Raw genomic sequence first — 17,087 nt, 5'->3', positions numbered from 1 at the left:
GGGGCGACATCGCTGAAACCCGCAGATGACCAGGGAAGATATCGGGTTTCACCTCGCTGCCCGAACGTCTGCGAAGCCCTGAAAAACGACCTCCGGAGCGGTGTGTCTTGCCGGACGAGACCGCCCCGGAGGCCCTGCCCCTGCCCAATGCGAACACCACCAGGAGGGAGGTCCCCGATGGTACGCCACCTGATCCGCCGCGCAATCTGCCGGGCCCGCTGCGAGTGCGGCGCGCTGCTCGACATGCGCATGGCCGCCTGCGACACGTGCGGCCGCCGGATCTACACCCGCCGCTGACCGCGTGCCCTGCGGCGCCTGTGCCGCCCCGCAGCGCGCGGGGCGGTGCGGGGGCCGACCGGCCCACCCCCAGCTAAGGAGGACCCTGATGGCGATCACGACCGCCACCTACCACCGGCTCGACTGCGAGGACTGCGGCACCCGCTGGGCAGACGACTGGGAGCTGCCCTACCTGTTCGACACCGAAGAGGACGCCCGCACCTTCGCCGAGGAGGACGACCGCTTCACCACCGAGGGCGGCGCCCTGTACTGCCGCTTCTGCGCGGCCAGGCGGGCCTGCCGCCGCTTCGGTCACACCTGGGAGAAGCCCATAACCGACAACGACTCCTCCCGCCAGTGCGTGACCTGCTGCCACGTCGAGCTCCTGCGTCCGCTGACCCCGGCCGAAAGGCGCGCCCCCTGGAACTTCGGCGACGACTCGATGCCGTTCTGACCAGGAGACAAAGCGGTCCCGGCGCATAGCCGCCAAGCACACCGCCGGGACCGCACTTCCCGATCAGAGAAGCACTCCACGAAAGGATATGGCCGATGATCACCGTGTCGGACTTCTTCTGCGGCGCGGGCGGGTCCTCGACCGGCGCCGTCCAGGTGCCCGGCGTGCGGGTCGAGCTCGCCGCCAACCACTGGAAGCTGGCCGTGGACAGCCACAGCGCCAACCACCCCGGTGCCCGCCACGACATCGCGGACTTGTCGCAGGTGGACCCGCGGAGGTACCCGAAGACCGACATCGCGTGGCTCTCCCCGAGCTGCACCAACCACTCCATCGCCAAGGGCGCGCGGCGAAGCGACCAACTGCCCGACCTGTTCGGCGACGTTCTGCCCGACGAGGCCGCCGAGCGCAGCAGGGCGACCATGTGGGACGTCATCCGGTTCGCCGAGCACCACCGCTACCGCGCGATCATCGTCGAGAACGTCGTCGACGCCGCCGCGTGGGTGCTGTGGCCCGCCTGGTCTGCAGCGCTGACCGCCCTCGGGTACGAGTACCGGCTCGTCTCGCTCAACTCGATGCACGCCGCCGCGCTCGGCCCGGCCGCCCCGCAGTCCCGTGACCGCATGTACGTGGTCGCGTGGCGCACAGGGGAGCGGGCGCCGGACCTGAACCGGTGGGCCCGACCCATCGCGGAGTGCCCGCAGCACGGGCGGGTGCGCGCCATCCAGGCGTGGCGCCGCGAAGGCCGCACCGTCGGCAAGTACAAGAGCCAGTACGTGTGGCGGTGCCCCCGCGTGGAGTGCCGCAACACCGAGGTGCGCCCGCAGGTCCGGCCGGCCGCCGACATCATCGACTGGGCGCTGCCCGCGGCCCGTATCACCGACCGGCCCAAGCCGCTCGCCGCCAAGACGATGAAGCGGATCCGCGAGGGCTTCGCGGCCTACACCGCCCGCCCCCTGGTGGTCCCGGTCGAAGGGCGCGAGGGCAAGAAGGCCCGCCCTGCGGACGAGCCGCTGCGCACCTGCACGGCGAGGAACGAGACCGGGCTCGCCTACATGGTCGAGCTGCGCGGCGGGGGCTCCAAGCACCGCCCCGTCTCCGAGCCCCTGGCGACCGTGTGCGCCTCGGGCAACCACCACGGGCTCGTCTCCGGGAAGGCCATCGCGGCCTCGGTCGAGCAGATGCGGTTCCGCATGCTCAGCCCGGACGAGTACCGGGCCGCGATGGCCTTCCCCGGCGACTACGTGCTGCTCGGGACGCGCCGGGAGCGCGTGCGCATGGCCGGCAACGCCGTCACCCCACCCGCGGCCCGCGACCTGATCGCCGCGGTCGCCGAGTCCATCACCGGCGAGCAGATCGAACCCGCCGCCGTCCACGCCCAGCCTCTGCGGAGGGCCGCATGACCACCCACACCATCAGCTCCTGCGCCCTGGCCGCCGCCCACCGCGGGTGGCCGGTCTTCCCGCTCCGCGCCCACGGCAAGCAGCCAGCCCGCAGGTTCACCTGCTGGGAGCGTCATGCCACCATCGACCCGGGGCGCATCCGCGCCCACTGGGAAGTCCACCCTGCTCACAATTACGGCATCACATGCGGTCCGGCCGGACTGGTCGTCATCGACCTCGACGTCCCCAAGGACGGCCAGGAACCTCCCCCCGAATGGGCGCGGCCCGGCATCACCGACGGCGCCGATGTGCTCGCGACCCTGGCCGAACAGCACGGCGCCGCCATCGAGCTGGACACCTTCACGGTGCGCACCCGTACCGGCGGAACCCACCTGTACTACCGCTGCCCTGAAGGAACCCGGTACCGCAACACCACCGGTGCCAGCGGAAAAGGGCTCGGCTGGCTCATCGACACCCGCGCCATGGGCGGCTACGTCGTCGGTCCCGGTTCCTACGTCGCCGATGACGACGGCGCCGGCACCTACGAAGTCATCAACAACGCCCCACCAGCCGTGCTGCCTGCGTGGCTGGCTGCCCTGCTGCCCAAGTGGGAGCCGCGGCGCATCTCCGCCGGGCAGGTCCATCAGATGCTCGATCGGCGCCGGGACACATCCGCCTACGCCCACGCTGCCCTGCGCGGCGAGGTCCAGCGGGTGCTGGACTCCCGCCCTGGCAGCCGCAACCACGCCCTCAACACCGCCGCGTTCGCCCTGGGCACTCTCATCGGCGCCGGGATCCTGCCCAAGCACCTCGCCGAGGACGCCCTGACCCACGCCGCCCTGCACGTCGGACTGGGCGAGGCAGAGACCGAGGCCACCGTGCACTCCGGCGTACAGGCCGGCATCCGCGCACCCCGGGGAAGCGCCGCGTGACCATCGACCCGCACTAGGAAGACACTATGGATTCCACCCCGAGCGGCGCGTTCCTGCTGGACTCTCTGCGTGCCGCGCTCGTCAAGTACGTGGTCCTGCCGACAGAGGAGTCCGCCGACGCCGTGACCTTGTGGATCGCTGCCACCCACGTGCAGCCGGCATGGCCGCACGCCCCGCGGCTGGTGATCCGCGCCCCAGAGAAACGCTGTGGCAAGTCGAGGCTCTTGGACATCATCGAAGCGACGTGCCACGAGCCCTTCATCACCGTCAACAGTTCTCCGGCAGCGGTCTACCGATCCATCACCGACGACCCGCCCACTCTGCTGGTGGATGAGGCCGACACCATCTTCGGCCCGAAAGCCGACGGCAACGAGGACCTGCGCGGCTTGCTCAACGCAGGTCACCAGCGCAATCGGCCCGCCAAGCGCTACGACGCCACCAGCGGCCGTGTTGAAAGCATCCCGACCTTCGCCATGGCCGCCCTGGCGGGCATCGGGGCGATGCCGGACACCATCGAGGATCGTGCCGTGGTGGTACGGATGCGCCGACGCGCCCCCGGTGAGTCGGTCGCCCCGTACCGGCACCGGCGCGACCGTCCGCTGCTCCACCGACTCGCCGCCGACCTGACCCGCTGGCTGCGCGCGGACCTGTCCGCTTTGGAGAGCGCCGAGCCCTCCATGCCGGTCGAAGACCGTGCGGCGGACACCTGGGAACCCCTGGTCGCGGTGGCCGACCACGCAGGCGGTCACTGGCCGGACCGGGCCCGTGCCGCTGTTCTGGCCCTCACAGCGGAGGCCGACGACACAGGCGAGCCCTCCCCCCGGTTGAGGCTGCTGACCGACTGCCGTACCGCGTTCGGCACGGACACCGCGGTTCCCACCGCTGTCCTGCTTGAACGACTCAAGGCCGATTCCGAAGCACCCTGGGCAGAGTACGGACCCACAGGGCTCACGCCGATGAAGCTCGGCCGACTGCTGCGCGAGTACGACATCAGGCCGGCCACCATCCGGTTCCCTGGGCCGGTCGGACAGGCCAAGGGGTACCTGCGAGACGACTTCGCCGACGCCTGGGCGCGCTACTGCCCTGATCCTCCCGAGACGGAGGCAGCGGTTCTCCCCATGGGGAGGGGGAGCCGTACCAGCCGTACCAGCCTCAACATCGCAGTTCAGGGCCAATGAGGCTTCGTCAGCGGTACGGCTTGAGCCGTACCGCTGACGTCGCCGGAGGTTTCCAAGCGGTACGGCTTGAGCCGTACCACCCCGCAAGCCGTACCACTCATGACCAGCGAAAACGAGGCTGGTACGGCTGGTACGGCTCCCCCTCAACCTAGCGAGGTGGAGAGATGACCCGGCCGCTTACGCCCCCTGCGCCCGCGCCAAGCGCGCCGCGGGCTGACCACTCTCACAAAGCGGCCCCGGCGCATAGCCGCCAAGCACACCGCCGGGACCGCACTCCCAGAATCAGGAGCACTTCCATGATGAACCCGATCACGACCGAGAAGAAGCTGCTGCGTGTCGAGGACGCCGCGAAGCTGCTCGGTATCGGACGGACGCGCACGTTCGAGCAGATCCGCCTCGGCCGGCTGCGGTCGGTCAAGCTCGGAACGACCCGCCTGGTCCCCGCTGAGGCCCTGGACGAGTTCGTCGCCCTGCTCATCTCCGAGAGCGCCGAGGGCGCCGCCGCTTAACCCCCTCCGGGTGGGCGTCGTCGACGCCCACCCGCCCCGATCACCAGGAGCAGGAACGATGACGGAGCAGGAAGACACCTCGAAGAAGCGCACACGGGAGCCGAACGGCGCTTCGTCGATCTACTTCGGGAAGGACGGCTACTGGCACGGGCGGGTGACCGTCGGCGTCAAGGACGACGGGAGCCCGGATCGGCGCCACGTGATGCGGAAGGACCGCAATGTGCTGACCAAGGCGGTACGCAAGCTCGAACGGGAGCGGGACCAGGGGACCGTGCGCAAGGCGGGGGAGCGGCAGCGGGTCCGCGACTGGCTGACGCACTGGCTGGAGAACATCGCCAAGCCGTCGGTGGGGGAGAGCACCCACAGCGGCTACCGGGTGGACGTGCGCGTCCACCTGATCCCCGGCGTCGGCGCCCACTGGCTCGACAAGCTCCAGCCCGAACACCTGGAGCGGTTCTACGCGAAGATGCAGAAGAACGGCAGCAGCGCGGGGACCGCGCACCACGCGCACCGCACCGTCCGGGCCGCGCTCAACGAGGCGGTCCGGCGGGGCCACCTCGCGAAGAACCCGGCGGTGCTGGCCAAGCCGCCGAAGCTCACCGAGGAGGAGATCGAGCCCTACTCGGTGGAAGAGGTCCGGCGGCTCATGAAGCTGGTGGCCGAGCGGCGCAACGGCGCCCGGTGGGCCATCGCCCTGGCGCTGGGGCTGCGCCAAGGAGAGGTGCTGGCACTCCGCTGGTCCGACATCGACCTGGAGGCCGGCGCCCTCCGGGTGCGCCGGAGCCTGCTCCGGCCGAAGTACGGCCACGGATGCGGTGGGACGTGCGGCCGGGCGCCGGGCTACTGCCCGGAGCGGGCACGGGCGAACCCCAAGACCAAGAAGACCAAGTCCGCCGCCGGGCGTCGGCCGATCGGGCTTCCCGGTCCGCTGGTCGAACTCCTGCGCCGGCACGCGGCGGTGCAGGAGCAGGAGCGCCGGGCCGCCCGCGACCGGTGGTGCGAGGAGGGGTGGGTGTTCACCGACCCGTTCGGGCGGGAGCTGAACCCCAACACCGACTACCGGGAGTGGAAGGCCCTGCTCTCCGAAGCCGGGCTCCGCGAGTCGCGCCTGCACGACGCGCGGCACACGGCCGCGACCGTGCTGCTCATCCTGGAGATCCCGGACCGGGCCGTCATGGGGCTCATGGGCTGGTCTTCGTCGTCGATGCTCAAGCGCTACCAGCACGTGGTCGAACAGGTCCGCGACGGCGTGGCCGACCGCCTCGGCGGGCTCATCTGGGAGCCGCCGGAAGAGGACGAGAACCCCCGCGAAACGGGGAACTGAGACTGAAACTGAGACTGGAACGACGAAGGCCCCGACCGCGCACCCGGTCGGGGCCCTTCGTTCTGCCTCGTAGAGGCTGGCGGAGGATACGAGATTCGAACTCGTGAGGGGTTGCCCCCAACACGCTTTCCAAGCGTGCGCCCTAGGCCTCTAGGCGAATCCTCCGCAGACAACTCTACACGTCCGCCAGGGGTGCTTCGAACGGTTTCGCGGAGGGGGGCGGGAGGGGCGTGGTCCGCGGACCGGGGACGGCGGGGCGGTGCGGAGCGGGCCCGGAGTCCGATACGATGGGGGCAGACCCCTCGTGCGGCGTCATCTTACGAACCTCCCCAGGGCCGGAAGGCAGCAAGGATAAGTAGGCTCTGGCGGGTGCGCGGGGGGTCCTTTCTTGTCCCCTGATCCCTACGATGCGGCCCGGCCCGTCGTCGGGACGGGGTTCAATGGGGGCGTGGATGCGACCAGGGACCCCGGGGCCGGGCCTGCGGCCGTGCCCCGGTCCGCGGAGGGAGCCGTGAACACGCCGTGAGCATCGCGCTGTACCGCAAGTACCGGCCCGCGACGTTCGGGGAAGTGCGCGGGCAGGAGCATGTCACCGACCCGCTGCGCCAGGCGCTGCGCAACGGCCGGATCAACCACGCCTACCTGTTCAGCGGCCCGCGCGGCTGCGGGAAGACCTCCAGCGCGCGGATCCTGGCGCGCTCCCTCAACTGCGACCAGGGGCCCACCCCGGACCCGTGCGGGGAGTGCGGCTCGTGCGTCGCGCTGGCCCCCGACGGCCCCGGCAGCATCGACGTGATCGAGATCGACGCGGCCTCGCACGGCGGCGTCGACGACGCCCGGGACCTGCGGGAGCGGGCCTTCTTCGCCCCGGTGAGCTCGCGCTACAAGGTGTACATCATCGACGAGGCGCACATGGTGACCCGGGAGGGGTTCAACGCGCTGCTCAAGCTCGTCGAGGAGCCGCCGCCGCACCTGAAGTTCGTCTTCGCCACCACCGAGCCGGACAAGGTCATCGGCACCATCCGGTCGCGCACCCACCACTACCCGTTCCGGCTGATCCCGCCGAGCACGCTGCGCGAGCTGATGGAGGAGATCCTCACCCAGGAGGGCGTCGCCTACGACCCGGCGGCGCTCCCGCTGGTGGTGCGGGCCGGGGCCGGCTCGGCCCGGGACTCGCTGTCCATCCTGGACCAGCTGCTGGCCGGCTCCGACGAGCAGGGCATCACCCGGGACGGCGCCGTCGCGCTGCTCGGCTACACCGACTCCTCGCTGCTCTCCGAGATGGTCGACGCGCTCGGGGCCCGGGACGGCGCCGCGGCCTTCGGCCTGATCGACCGGGTGATGGAGGGCGGACACGACCCGCGCCGGTTCACCGCCGACCTGCTGGAGCGGGTGCGCGACCTGGTCGTGCTCGGCGCGGTCCCCGACGCCCTGGACAAAGGGCTGATCAACGTCTCGCCGGACGCCGTGGACGCCATGCGCGACCAGGCCTCCCGGCTCGGCCCGGCGCAGCTCACCCGGGCCGCCGAGGTGCTCAACCAGGGGCTCACCGAGATGCGCGGCGCCACCTCGCCGCGGCTGCTGCTGGAGCTGCTCTGCGCCCGGGTGCTGCTGCCCGGCGCGGACGGCGAGGACGGCGCGGCGCTGCTCGCCCGGGTGGAGCAGCTGGAGCGGCGCGGGCCGGCCGGTCCGGCGCCCGCGGTCCAGCAGCCCCCCGCCCAGCAGCCTCCGACCCCCGCCGCGGTCCAGCGGCCCGCACCGCCGGCCGCGCAGGCGCCGCCCCCGGCCGCCCCGGTACAGCAGCGGCCGGAGTCGGCACCGGCCCCGGCCCCGGCGCCCGATCCGCAGCCCGCCCCGGCCGAGGAGCGGAGCGCACCGCCCGCACCGGGCGGCGACGACTGGCCCGAGGCGGTCCGCCCCGGCCAGGGGGCGCCGCCGCCGGCCCCGGAGCCCGAACCGGCCCCCGCGGCCGCTGCGGCCTCCGCGCCGCCCGGCGGCCCGATCGACATCGGCGCGCTCCAGGCCTCCTGGGGCCAGGTGATGGAGGCGGTCAAGGGGCTGCGCCGGTTCACCTGGATGATGCTGAGCGGTAACGGCATCATGCCGGTGGGCGTCGAGGGCGGCATGGTGCAGCTCGGCTTCCCCCGCCCCAACGAGGCCAAGGGGTTCGCCAACAGCGGCAGCGACAAGATCGTGGCGACCGCGATCAAGCAGGTCTTCGGGGTGGAGGTGCGGGTCGGCGCGGTTCCCGCGGGAGGGGGCTCGGCGCCCCGGCCCCCGGCCCCGGCGCAGCAGGCCCCGCAGGTCCAGCAGCAGCCGCAGCGGCCCCAGCGGCAGGCGCCGCCCGCTCCGGAGCCCGCCCCGTCGCCCGCCGCCCAGCAGGCGCGGCGGATCGCGACCGGGCTGGAGGAGCCGCCCCCCGACCCCTACGAGAACGCCGTCGAGCCGGACCTGCCGCCGGAGCCGGACATCCCGGACCCGGAGAACGATCTGGACGCCGACGACGGCCCGCCGCCGTCCGCCTACGCGCTGATCGAGTCCGAGCTGGGCGGCAAGGTCATCGACGAGATCGACCACACCTCGGGCTGACCGGCGGGCGCGGGCCGCACCGGACCGGTCGGCTCCGAGGGCCGGAGCGCCGTCGGCCGATCCGCGGGCGCGGGGCCGCGCCGCGCGAGGTCCGGCCGGGTCCGGCGGGCTTCTCCCCGCCTTCCCACCGCTCCGGCGGACCGCGGTGCGCCCGGTCGGGCGGCCGAGCACCGCCTGCGCGGCGGTCCGGCGCCGCACCCCTGCCGGAGACGGGCCGCGTCCCCGGGCGGCGGGGACTCCGCCGCCCGTCCGCCTCCGCGCGCCGCTCTCCCGGAGCGGGATGCCGGGGCCGCCTCCCGGTGGCGTTCCGCCGGCCCTCCCGCGTCCCCGGGGCGGCACCTGGGCGGTGGAATCCCCGGCCCTCGGGGGCCGTACGCCGCCCCGCCCCCGGTCGGAGGCGGGCCGCGTCCGCTCGGCCGCCGGGGGCGGAAAAACCAGGTGACACCGGCGTGCGGCCCGGCTTATGGTCGGGCGTGCCCGGGTGGCGGTGCGGACCGTCTCGTCTCGCCTCTGCCCGGGGGAGAAGCAGGCGAGGCGGAAGGAGGTCCCCATGGCCAAGGGGCGCGGAGACAACCTGCTCGGCGTGGGCGGGCAGCGGACCAAGGTGTCCAAGGGCGCGCTGCGCGGCGGCGGCCGCGGTAAGGGCGCGTCCGGCGGGTCCGGGGAGGCCCGCAGAGAGCTGCTGGAGCGGTTCCGGAGGCGCACCGGGGAACCGGGCGGGGAGGGCGCCGCTCCCGGCCGGCGCTGACCCCGGCCCGCGCACCGAGCGCACACCGATCGCGCACCGGCCCCGGGCGGCCCGGGAGGTCCTCACCCCTGCGGCCAGCCGGGGCCGTCCGGTGCGTCCAGCCACACCCGGTGCCGGCCGTCCGCCCCGACGGTGAGGCCGAACCGCTCCAGCGGCGGCCTGCCCAGGGCGGTCCAGCGGGCCCGCGCCGCCTCCACCTCGTCCCAGAGCGACCGCGGACCGGCCTGCTCGGCCCGCCACCCGGCGCCGGTCGGCACCACCCGGGCCCAGGAGCGGCCGTCGGCGGAGGCCAGCCAGAGCGAGCGGCCGCCGATCCCGGGCGAGTGCCGCAGCCCCATCCGCCACCCGGGCACCATGAAGGTGATCGGGAACGCCGAGGCGAACCGGGTCAGCGGGGAGACCGGGTCGGGCTCGGGGAGCAGCCGGGTCTCGTCCGGGACCGCGTCCTCCGGTGCGGCGGGCGCCTCCGGCGGGGGCCGCTGGGCGCGCAGCGGCATGAAGCCGATCCCGCTGAGGAACGGGCCGGACGCGGAGCCGTCGCCGGCCGTGCGCAGCCGGGCCAGCGCCCCGGCGCCCTCCGCCGCGGTCCACGGCAGTACGACCAGGCCGCCGGGCGCGGTCTGCCGGATCCAGGCCGGCGGCACCCGGACCGCGGCGCAGGTGGCGATGGTCCGGTCGTAGGGCGCGCCGGCCGGGTGCCCCTCGGCGCCGTCGGAGAGGACCGCGGGCGGCGCCCGGCCGGCGGCGCGCAGCGCCTTGCGGGCGCGGGCCCACACCTCGGGGTCGATCTCCACCGAGACGACCCGGTCGTCGCCGAGGCGGGCGGCGAGCAGCGCGGCGTTCCACCCGGTGCCGGTGCCGATCTCCAGGACCCGGTGGCCGTCGCGGAGTTCGGCGGCCTCCAGCATCCGGGCGACCACGGTCGGGGCGGAGCAGGAGGAGGTGGGCAGGCCGCGGGGGCGCTCCGGGTCGCCGTCGTCGATCTGGGTGACGATCGCGTCGTCGGTGTAGACCGAGGCGAGCCAGTGGTCGGGGCGGGTGTCGGCGTCCAGCGCGGTGCCGTGCGCGGTGGCGGCGCCCCGGCGCGGCACGAACAGGTGCCGGGGCACCGCGCGGAACGCGTCGATCAGCGCGGGGTCGCGGAGGTCTCCGGCGGCGACGAGGGCGTCGATCAGCGCGCTGTGGCGCTGCTCGGCTGAGAGCATGCGGTCCGTCCCGGTCGTGATCGGCCGCACCGCGGGCCGCGGCGGCGGCACCGCCTTAATGGTCCCCGCGCGCGGGCGCGTCCAACCCTGGGGTCCGGAGCGAGGGCTCCCGGCGGCCGCGAGCGGTTACGCTCGGCAGAGTCGGCACGAGACCTGAGGGAGATGTGGGCAAGTGAACCCTGGCGGCGGAATGGACATGCAGGCCCTGCTGCAGCAGGCTCAGCAGATGCAGCAGCAGCTCATGGAGGCGCAGCAGCAGCTGGACGAGGCCCAGGTCGAGGGGACCTCGGGCGGCGGCCTGGTCAAGGTCACCGTGAGCGGGCGCGGCAGCGTGGAGGACATCAGCATCGACGCGGGGGCGGTGGACGCCGAGGACCCGGCGGAGACCGCGCAGACCATCGCGGACCTGGTGCTCGCGGCGATCCGGGACGCCGAGGCGGCGGTGGAGCGGCTCCAGCAGGAGAAGATGGGCCCGCTCAACGACGCCCTCGGCGGGATGCCCGGGGCCGGCGGCGGGATGCCGGGCCTGCCCGGAATGTGATCCGGGGCGGGCCGCCCCGGGGGACCCCGCGGCGGCCCGTCTGCGGATATCGTGAGGGGAGCGAGTACCGGCAGGGTGGGTAGGCGATGTACGAAGGCGCGGTCCAGAACCTGATCGACGAGCTCGGGCGGCTGCCCGGCGTCGGTCCCAAAAGTGCGCAGCGCATCGCGTTCCACCTGCTCGCCTCGGAGGCCGCCGACGTCAAACGCCTGGTGAGCGCCTTGGTCGAGGTCAAGGAGCGGGTGCGGTTCTGCTCGGTCTGCGGCAACGTCGCCGAGGAGAGCGAGTGCCGCATCTGCCGCGACCCGCGCCGCGACGAGGCGGTGGTGTGCGTCGTGGAGGAGGCCAAGGACGTGGTCGCGATCGAGCGCACCCGGGAGTTCCGCGGCCGCTACCACGTGCTCGGCGGGGCGATCAGCCCGATCGAGGGGGTCGGCCCGGACGACCTGCGGATCAAGGAGCTGATGGCGCGCCTGGCCGACGGCCGGGTCACCGAGCTCATCCTGGCCACCGACCCCAACCTGGAGGGCGAGGCCACCGCGACCTACCTCGCCCGGCTGGTCAAACCCATGGGCCTGAAAGTCACCCGCCTGGCCAGCGGTCTGCCGGTCGGCGGCGACCTGGAGTACGCCGACGAGGTCACCCTCGGCCGGGCCTTCGAGGGCCGCCGGAGCCTGGAGTTCTAACTCACACCGAAATCCGGTTCCGCCGCTGAACCAGGCGGTTCCGCACCCGCATCGACCGAGTTGGCGGCGTTACTTGCCGGAAACACGAGTAACGCGCCCGGAAGCGGGTAAGGGCTGCCGCTGATGCCTTAAGCCCAGGTGGGAGGGCATTCGATGACAGCCGAAAGCTACACTCCATATCTGATCAACGTGATTCCCAATCCTCAGGAGCGCCGACCGTGGCTTTGATCGTGCAGAAGTACGGTGGCTCTTCCGTCGCCGACGCGGAGGCCATCAAGCGGGTAGCCCAGCGGATCGTCGCCCAGAAAAAGGCGGGTTATGACGTCGTCGTCGTGGTCTCTGCCATGGGCGACACCACCGACGAACTCCTCGACCTCGCCGAGCAGGTCTCCCCGCTGCCCCCCGGCCGCGAACTGGACATGCTGCTGACCGCCGGCGAGCGCATGTCGATGGCCCTGGTCGCGATGGCGATCGGGAACCTCGGCTACGAGGCCCGCTCCTTCACCGGCTCCCAGGCCGGTGTCATCACCACGTCGCTGCACGGCAACGCCAAGATCATCGACGTCACGCCCGGCCGGATACAGGAGGCGCTCGGCGAGGGCGCGATCTGCATCGTGGCCGGTTTCCAGGGCGTCTCGCAGGACAGCAAGGACATCACCACGCTGGGCCGGGGCGGTTCGGACACGACCGCCGTCGCGCTGGCCGCGGCGCTGGACGCCGACGCGTGCGAGATCTACAGCGACGTGGACGGCGTGTTCACCGCCGACCCCCGCATCGTGCCCAGCGCGCAGCGCATCCCCAAGATCTCCTACGAGGAGATGCTGGAGATGGCCGCCTCCGGCACCAAGATCCTGCACCTGCGCTGCGTCGAGTACGCCCGGCGGTACAACATCCCGCTGCACGTGCGGTCGTCCTTCAGTCAGAAGCCCGGAACCTGGGTCGTCTCCGAAGTCGAGGAAAGCGAAGGCATGGAACAACCGATCATCTCCGGCGTCGCGCACGACCGCAGCGAAGCCAAGATCACCGTCGTCGGTGTCCCGGACCGGGTCGGCGAGGCCGCCTCGATCTTCAACGCCCTCGCCGAGGCCGAGATCAACATCGACATGATCGTGCAGAACGTGTCGGCCGCGGCCACCGGGCGCACGGACATCTCCTTCACCGCGCCCGCCGACGCGGGCCAGACCGCGCTGTCGGTGCTGAAGAAGGTGCAGGAGAAGGTCGGCTTCGAGTCGCTGCGCTACGACGACAAGGTCGGCAAGGTCTCGCTGATCGGCGCGGGCATGCGCTCCTACCCGGGTGTGACCTCGCGGTTCTTCGACGCGATCGCGAAGTCGGGCACCAACATCGAAATGATCTCCACCTCGGAGATCCGCATTTCCGTCATCGTTGAAGAAGACCAGGTCGACTCCGCCGTCGCGGCGGCGCACACCGAGTTCCAGCTCGACGCCGACCAGGTCGAGGCCGTCGTCTACGGAGGTACCGGCCGATGAGCAACCGTCTCCCCACCCTCGCCGTCGTGGGCGCCACCGGCGCCGTCGGCACCGTCATGCTCGACATCCTCTCCACCCGGGAGAACGTCTGGGGCGAGATCCGCCTGATCGCCTCGCCCCGGTCGGCCGGCAAGCGGCTCACCGTGCGCGGCGAGGAGGTCGAGGTCCAGGCGCTGGCCCCGGAGGTCTTCGACGGGGTGGACGTCGCCATGTTCGACGTTCCGGACGAGGTCTCCAAGGAGTGGGCGCCGGTCGCCGCCGCCCGCGGCGCGGTCGCGGTGGACAACTCCGGCGCGTTCCGGATGGACCCCGACGTCCCGCTGGTCGTCCCGGAGGTCAACGCCGACCAGGTGCGCAACCGGCCGCGCGGCATCATCAGCAACCCGAACTGCACCACGCTCTCGATGATCGTGGCGATCGGGGCGCTGCACCGCGCCTACCGGGCGACCGACCTGGTCGTCTCCTCCTACCAGGCCGCCTCCGGCGCCGGCCAGGAGGGCATCGACACGCTGCACGACCAGATCGGCAAGGTCGCCGCCGACCGCACCCTGGGCACCAGGGCGGGCGACGTCCGCGCCGCCGTCGGCGAGGAGCTGGGCCCGTTCCCGGCGCCGCTGGCGATGAACGTGGTGCCGTGGGCCGGCTCGCTGAAGGAGGACGGCTACTCCTCGGAGGAGCTGAAGGTCCGCAACGAGTCGCGGAAGATCCTCGGCCACCCGGACCTGCGGGTCGCCGCCACCTGCGTGCGCGTCCCGGTGGTCACCACGCACGCGCTGACCGTGCACGCCACCTTCGCCCAGGAGGTGGACGCCGCCAAGGCCCGCGAGCTGCTGGCCTCGGCCCCCGGCGTGGTGGTCCAGGACGACCCGGCCAACGGGGAGTTCCCCACCCCGGCGGACGTGGTGGGCACCGACCCGACCTGGGTCGGCCGGATCCGCCGCTCCATCGACGACCCGAACTCCCTCGACCTCTTCCTGTGCGGGGACAACCTGCGCAAGGGCGCCGCGCTGAACACCGCGCAGATCGCCGAGGTCGTCGCCGCGGAGTTCACCCAGGGCTGACCCGCCGGCACCGGGCGGAGCCCCGCCGGGCCGCGGCCCGGCGGGGCTCTTCCGCGTCCGGAGCGCGGCCGCCTCAGGGGCGGCGGCGCTGCGGGCGGGCCAGGCTGAGCCGGTACACCAGGCGGCAGTGCTCGGTGGAGCCGACCAGGTCGGAGGTCTCCACCGGGCGGCGGCCGCTGAAGTGGGTGCGCTCCACCACCAGCACGGGGAGCCCCGGGGCGAGCCCGAGCGCGGCCGCCTCGGGCTCGCGCAGCGGGCGGACCCCGACCTCCTCCACCACCCGGTCGATGCCGATCCCGGCGGCGGTCAGCCGGTCCAGCACCCCGGTGCCGGGGTCGGCGTCGGCGGGGGTGCGCAGCGTCCCGGCGGTCAGCCGGGCCGGCTCCCAGGCGGTGTGCAGCGCGATCGGCCGGCCGTCGGAGGTGCCCAGGCGGCGGCTGCGGAACACCGCCTCGCCGTCGCGCAGCGCCAGCCGCCGGGCCACCCCGTTGTCCGCCTGCACGGTGGCGATCTCCGCCTCGCCGGTGCGCAGCGGGTCCACCCCCGACCCCGACGCCCGGTCGGTGCGGGAGAAGCGGTGCACGGCCGGCACCGGACGGACGAAGTAGCCGGAGCCGGGGCGCGCCTCCACCAGGCCCTCGCTGACCAGCAGCCGGAGCGCGTGCCGGGACACCTGCTCGCTGACGCCGTGCGTGCGGGCCAGCCGGGACCGGGACGGCAGCCGGCTGCCGGGCCCGAGCTCACCGGTGAGGATCGGCCCGCGCAGCAGCTCGGCGAGCCACAGGTAGCGCGGTTGCCCGGGCACGGCTAAGCGGTCCCCGGAGCGTGCGCCTCCTTGGCCATGCCGAGGTTTCTCAGCGCGAAGTCCAGCTCGGCCGCCATGTGCCGGATCCGCTCCTCCACCACGAAGGAGCCGTGCCCGGCGTCGAACCGGTACACCTCGTGCGGCTTGCCCAGTTCGCGCAGCCGGTCGATGTAGCGGTCGATCTGCCGGATCGGGCAGCGCGGGTCGTTCTCCCCGGCGAGGATGAGCACCGGCGCCGCCACGTCCTGCACGTAGCTGATCGGCGAGGAGCGCGCGTAGAGCTCGGGCACCTCGTCCGGGGAGCCGCCGAACATGGAGCGGTCGAAGGCGCGCAGCGCCTCCATCTCGTCGGCGTAGGCGGCGGTGTAGTCGGCGATGGGCACCGCGGCGATGCCCAGCGTCCAGTCCTGCGGGCGGGTGCCCAGGCCGAGCAGGGTCAGGTAGCCGCCCCAGGAGCCGCCCTCCAGCACCAGGCGGTCCGGGTCGGCCAGGCCGGTGCGGACCGCCCAGTCGCGCACCGCGGTGACGTCCTCCAGCTCGGTGAGGCCGACCCGCCGCTCCAGGGCGTCCCGCCAGGCGCTGCCGTAGCCGGTGGAGCCGCGGTAGTTGGCCCGCACCACGGCGAACCCGTGGTCGACCCAGGCGGCGACGTCGGAGGAGAAGGAGTCGAAGTCCTGCGCCTGCGGCCCGCCGTGCACCAGGAACACGGTGGGGTAGGGGGCCTCGCCCCCCTCCGGCACCGAGACCAGGGTGTGCACCGGGCCGCCCGGGCCCTCCACCTCGGCGTCGATCACCGGGACCGACGGCGGGGCGGCGGCCCCCGGCGGGGAGAGCACCACGTGCCCGGCGGTGCTGCGCACCACCGGGGGCAGCTCCGAGCTGGACCAGGAGTACTCCACGGTGCCGTCGGGGCGGGCCGCGGCCGCCGCCACCACGCCGGGCGGGGTGTCCAGCCGCTCGGTCCGGCCGGTCTCCAGGTCGTGCAGGTGCAGGGTGGAGCGGGCGCGGTGGTCGGCGGAGACCAGCAGCGAGCGGCCGTCCGGGGTCCACCCGGCGGACAGCTCCCCGGGCAGGCCCAGGTCGATCTCGTGCTGCTCGCCGGTGTGCGGGTCCCACAGCAGGGGCTCGGTCCGGCCGCGGCGCTCGTGCAGCACCAGCAGCCGGTGCCCGCCGGGCTGGAAGGCGACCGGGGTGAGGTCCTTGCCGGGGCCGTCCCAGAGCTCGGCGACGGGCTCGGCGGTGTCGCCGCCGATCCGGTAGACCCGCACGGCCATGTGCCGGGAGTCGCCGTGCTCGCTGTGCCCGATGGCGAAGCAGGCCTCGTCATCGGACATGTCGGCGAGGAAGCCCTCCTCGCGGTGGGTGTAGAGCACGGCCGGCGGGGTGCCGGGGCGGACCAGGTGGACGCTGAAGCCGTCGTCGGTGGAGCGCCCGATCAGGGAGCAGGAGGTGCCCAGGGCGAGTCCGCCGATGTAGGAGGGGGCGAGGCCGGGGGCGGCCTCCTCGTCCGGGCCGCCGCCGAAGGGCTGCCGCCGCCAGACGCCGAACTCGTCGCCGTCGGTGTCGGCGAACCACCACAGCCAGGCCCCGGTGGGGTCGAGGGCGCCGGCCTCGGTACCGTGGTGCCGCTTGGTGGCCTGGCGCTGCTCGCCGGTGCCGCGGTCCCAGGTGTAGAGCTCCCAGGTGCCGCTGGAATTGCTGCGGTAGAGGGAGTGGTCGGGGGCCTTCTCGGCCCAGGAGGGAAGACTGATCCTGCCCGCTCGGAAGCGATCCTGCCAACGCTCGCCCATGCTTCCAGTAAAGCAGCGGAGTACGGGCGGGCGGGGCCGAATCGATGAGTCGCCTTGACCACTCCCGGTCGAATCGGCACATCCCCGCCGACCTGGTGGGGAGGGCGCGGCCGGGGCGCC

Annotated in this window: 15 protein-coding genes, 1 tRNA gene and 1 other RNA gene; 13 read left to right on the top strand and 4 right to left on the bottom strand. The window is 73.3% G+C overall.

Annotation, left to right across the window (positions count from 1 at the left end):
- Positions 1-385: 385 nt before the first annotated feature.
- The 6 genes from J0910_RS01565 (at position 386) to J0910_RS01540 (ending at position 6,052) form a co-directional block, all read left to right on the top strand.
- Positions 386-730, top strand: coding sequence for a hypothetical protein (locus tag J0910_RS01565; protein WP_420156717.1), 345 nt, complete (start codon positions 386-388; stop codon positions 728-730).
- Between the two features lie 95 nt (positions 731-825).
- Positions 826-2,130: a DNA cytosine methyltransferase gene (locus J0910_RS01560; RefSeq protein WP_420156716.1), complete on the top strand. Its 1,305-nt coding sequence runs from the start codon at positions 826-828 to the stop codon at positions 2,128-2,130.
- Positions 2,127-3,041, top strand: coding sequence for a bifunctional DNA primase/polymerase (locus J0910_RS01555; RefSeq protein WP_420156715.1), 915 nt, complete (start codon positions 2,127-2,129; stop codon positions 3,039-3,041). Before J0910_RS01560 ends, J0910_RS01555 begins: the two co-directional genes overlap by 4 nt.
- Before the next feature lie 26 nt (positions 3,042-3,067).
- A complete protein-coding gene (locus J0910_RS01550; RefSeq protein ID WP_420156714.1) occupies positions 3,068-4,219 on the top strand; it encodes a DUF3631 domain-containing protein in 1,152 nt (383 codons plus the stop codon).
- 296 nt (positions 4,220-4,515) lie between these two features.
- Entirely contained in the window at positions 4,516-4,728 is a 213-nt protein-coding gene (locus J0910_RS01545) for an excisionase family DNA-binding protein (RefSeq protein WP_420156713.1), read from the top strand.
- 58 nt (positions 4,729-4,786) lie between these two features.
- Complete coding sequence (locus J0910_RS01540) at positions 4,787-6,052, top strand: site-specific integrase (RefSeq protein ID WP_420156712.1); 1,266 nt, start codon at positions 4,787-4,789, stop codon at positions 6,050-6,052.
- A 77-nt stretch (positions 6,053-6,129) separates the two neighbouring features.
- Here the strand turns inward: J0910_RS01540 and J0910_RS01535 are convergent.
- A tRNA-Ser gene (locus J0910_RS01535) sits at positions 6,130-6,217 on the bottom strand.
- 128 nt (positions 6,218-6,345) lie between these two features.
- Here J0910_RS01535 and ffs point away from each other — a divergent pair.
- The 3 genes from ffs (at position 6,346) to J0910_RS01520 (ending at position 9,389) form a co-directional block, all read left to right on the top strand.
- An RNA gene (gene ffs, locus J0910_RS01530) (signal recognition particle sRNA small type) lies at positions 6,346-6,441 on the top strand.
- A 133-nt stretch (positions 6,442-6,574) separates the two neighbouring features.
- Positions 6,575-8,641 carry a DNA polymerase III subunit gamma and tau gene (locus J0910_RS01525; RefSeq protein ID WP_420156711.1) on the top strand — a complete coding sequence of 689 codons (2,067 nt, stop codon included), beginning with the start codon at positions 6,575-6,577 and terminating at the stop codon, positions 8,639-8,641.
- A gap of 550 nt (positions 8,642-9,191) precedes the next feature.
- The gene (locus tag J0910_RS01520) at positions 9,192-9,389 is read left to right on the top strand and encodes a DUF6243 family protein (RefSeq protein ID WP_420156710.1); all 198 of its coding nucleotides are present in this window, start codon (positions 9,192-9,194) and stop codon (positions 9,387-9,389) included.
- Between the two features lie 62 nt (positions 9,390-9,451).
- Here J0910_RS01520 and J0910_RS01515 read toward each other — a convergent pair whose 3' ends face one another.
- Positions 9,452-10,594, bottom strand: a complete 1,143-nt coding sequence (locus J0910_RS01515) for a methyltransferase domain-containing protein (protein WP_420156709.1) — start codon at positions 10,592-10,594, stop codon at positions 9,452-9,454.
- A 190-nt stretch (positions 10,595-10,784) separates the two neighbouring features.
- Here J0910_RS01515 and J0910_RS01510 point away from each other — a divergent pair, with 190 nt between their 5' ends.
- The 4 genes from J0910_RS01510 to J0910_RS01495 all read left to right on the top strand — a co-directional run bounded on the left by J0910_RS01510 (position 10,785) and on the right by J0910_RS01495 (position 14,372).
- The gene (locus J0910_RS01510) at positions 10,785-11,135 is read left to right on the top strand and encodes a YbaB/EbfC family nucleoid-associated protein (protein ID WP_420156708.1); all 351 of its coding nucleotides are present in this window, start codon (positions 10,785-10,787) and stop codon (positions 11,133-11,135) included.
- Between the two features lie 86 nt (positions 11,136-11,221).
- Entirely contained in the window at positions 11,222-11,821 is a 600-nt protein-coding gene (gene recR / locus J0910_RS01505) for a recombination mediator RecR (protein WP_420156707.1), read from the top strand.
- A 218-nt stretch (positions 11,822-12,039) separates the two neighbouring features.
- Positions 12,040-13,311, top strand: coding sequence for an aspartate kinase (locus J0910_RS01500; RefSeq protein WP_420156706.1), 1,272 nt, complete (start codon positions 12,040-12,042; stop codon positions 13,309-13,311).
- A complete protein-coding gene (locus J0910_RS01495; protein WP_420156705.1) occupies positions 13,308-14,372 on the top strand; it encodes an aspartate-semialdehyde dehydrogenase in 1,065 nt (354 codons plus the stop codon). Before J0910_RS01500 ends, J0910_RS01495 begins: the two co-directional genes overlap by 4 nt.
- 73 nt (positions 14,373-14,445) lie before the next feature.
- Here J0910_RS01495 and J0910_RS01490 read toward each other — a convergent pair whose 3' ends face one another.
- Both J0910_RS01490 and J0910_RS01485 read right to left on the bottom strand, forming a co-directional pair.
- Complete coding sequence (locus tag J0910_RS01490; RefSeq protein WP_420156704.1) at positions 14,446-15,177, bottom strand: GntR family transcriptional regulator; 732 nt, start codon at positions 15,175-15,177, stop codon at positions 14,446-14,448.
- A 2-nt stretch (positions 15,178-15,179) separates the two neighbouring features.
- Complete coding sequence (locus J0910_RS01485) at positions 15,180-16,967, bottom strand: S9 family peptidase (RefSeq protein ID WP_420156703.1); 1,788 nt, start codon at positions 16,965-16,967, stop codon at positions 15,180-15,182.
- Between the last annotated feature and the right edge of the window lie 120 nt (positions 16,968-17,087).

This window comes from Nocardiopsis oceanisediminis (genome assembly GCF_048595525.1).
Taxonomy (GTDB): Bacteria; Actinomycetota; Actinomycetes; order Streptosporangiales; family Streptosporangiaceae; genus Nocardiopsis_A; species Nocardiopsis_A oceanisediminis.
The sequence above is the reverse complement of the archived record's forward strand: the minus strand, read 5'-3'. Positions and strand labels throughout refer to the sequence as shown.

Excerpts from the sequence above, each read along its gene's own strand:
- J0910_RS01565 (WP_420156717.1), top strand. The coding sequence starts at position 386 with ATGGCGATCACGACCGCCACCTACCACCGGCTCGACTGCGAGGACTGC.
- J0910_RS01560 (WP_420156716.1), top strand. The coding sequence starts at position 826 with ATGATCACCGTGTCGGACTTCTTCTGCGGCGCGGGCGGGTCCTCGACC.
- J0910_RS01555 (WP_420156715.1), top strand. The coding sequence starts at position 2,127 with ATGACCACCCACACCATCAGCTCCTGCGCCCTGGCCGCCGCCCACCGC.
- J0910_RS01550 (WP_420156714.1), top strand. The coding sequence starts at position 3,068 with ATGGATTCCACCCCGAGCGGCGCGTTCCTGCTGGACTCTCTGCGTGCC.
- J0910_RS01545 (WP_420156713.1), top strand. The coding sequence starts at position 4,516 with ATGATGAACCCGATCACGACCGAGAAGAAGCTGCTGCGTGTCGAGGAC.
- J0910_RS01540 (WP_420156712.1), top strand. The coding sequence starts at position 4,787 with ATGACGGAGCAGGAAGACACCTCGAAGAAGCGCACACGGGAGCCGAAC.
- J0910_RS01520 (WP_420156710.1), top strand. The coding sequence starts at position 9,192 with ATGGCCAAGGGGCGCGGAGACAACCTGCTCGGCGTGGGCGGGCAGCGG.
- J0910_RS01515 (WP_420156709.1), bottom strand. The coding sequence starts at position 10,594 with ATGCTCTCAGCCGAGCAGCGCCACAGCGCGCTGATCGACGCCCTCGTC.
- J0910_RS01510 (WP_420156708.1), top strand. The coding sequence starts at position 10,785 with ATGGACATGCAGGCCCTGCTGCAGCAGGCTCAGCAGATGCAGCAGCAG.
- recR (WP_420156707.1), top strand. The coding sequence starts at position 11,222 with ATGTACGAAGGCGCGGTCCAGAACCTGATCGACGAGCTCGGGCGGCTG.
- J0910_RS01495 (WP_420156705.1), top strand. The coding sequence starts at position 13,308 with ATGAGCAACCGTCTCCCCACCCTCGCCGTCGTGGGCGCCACCGGCGCC.
- J0910_RS01485 (WP_420156703.1), bottom strand. The coding sequence starts at position 16,967 with ATGGGCGAGCGTTGGCAGGATCGCTTCCGAGCGGGCAGGATCAGTCTT.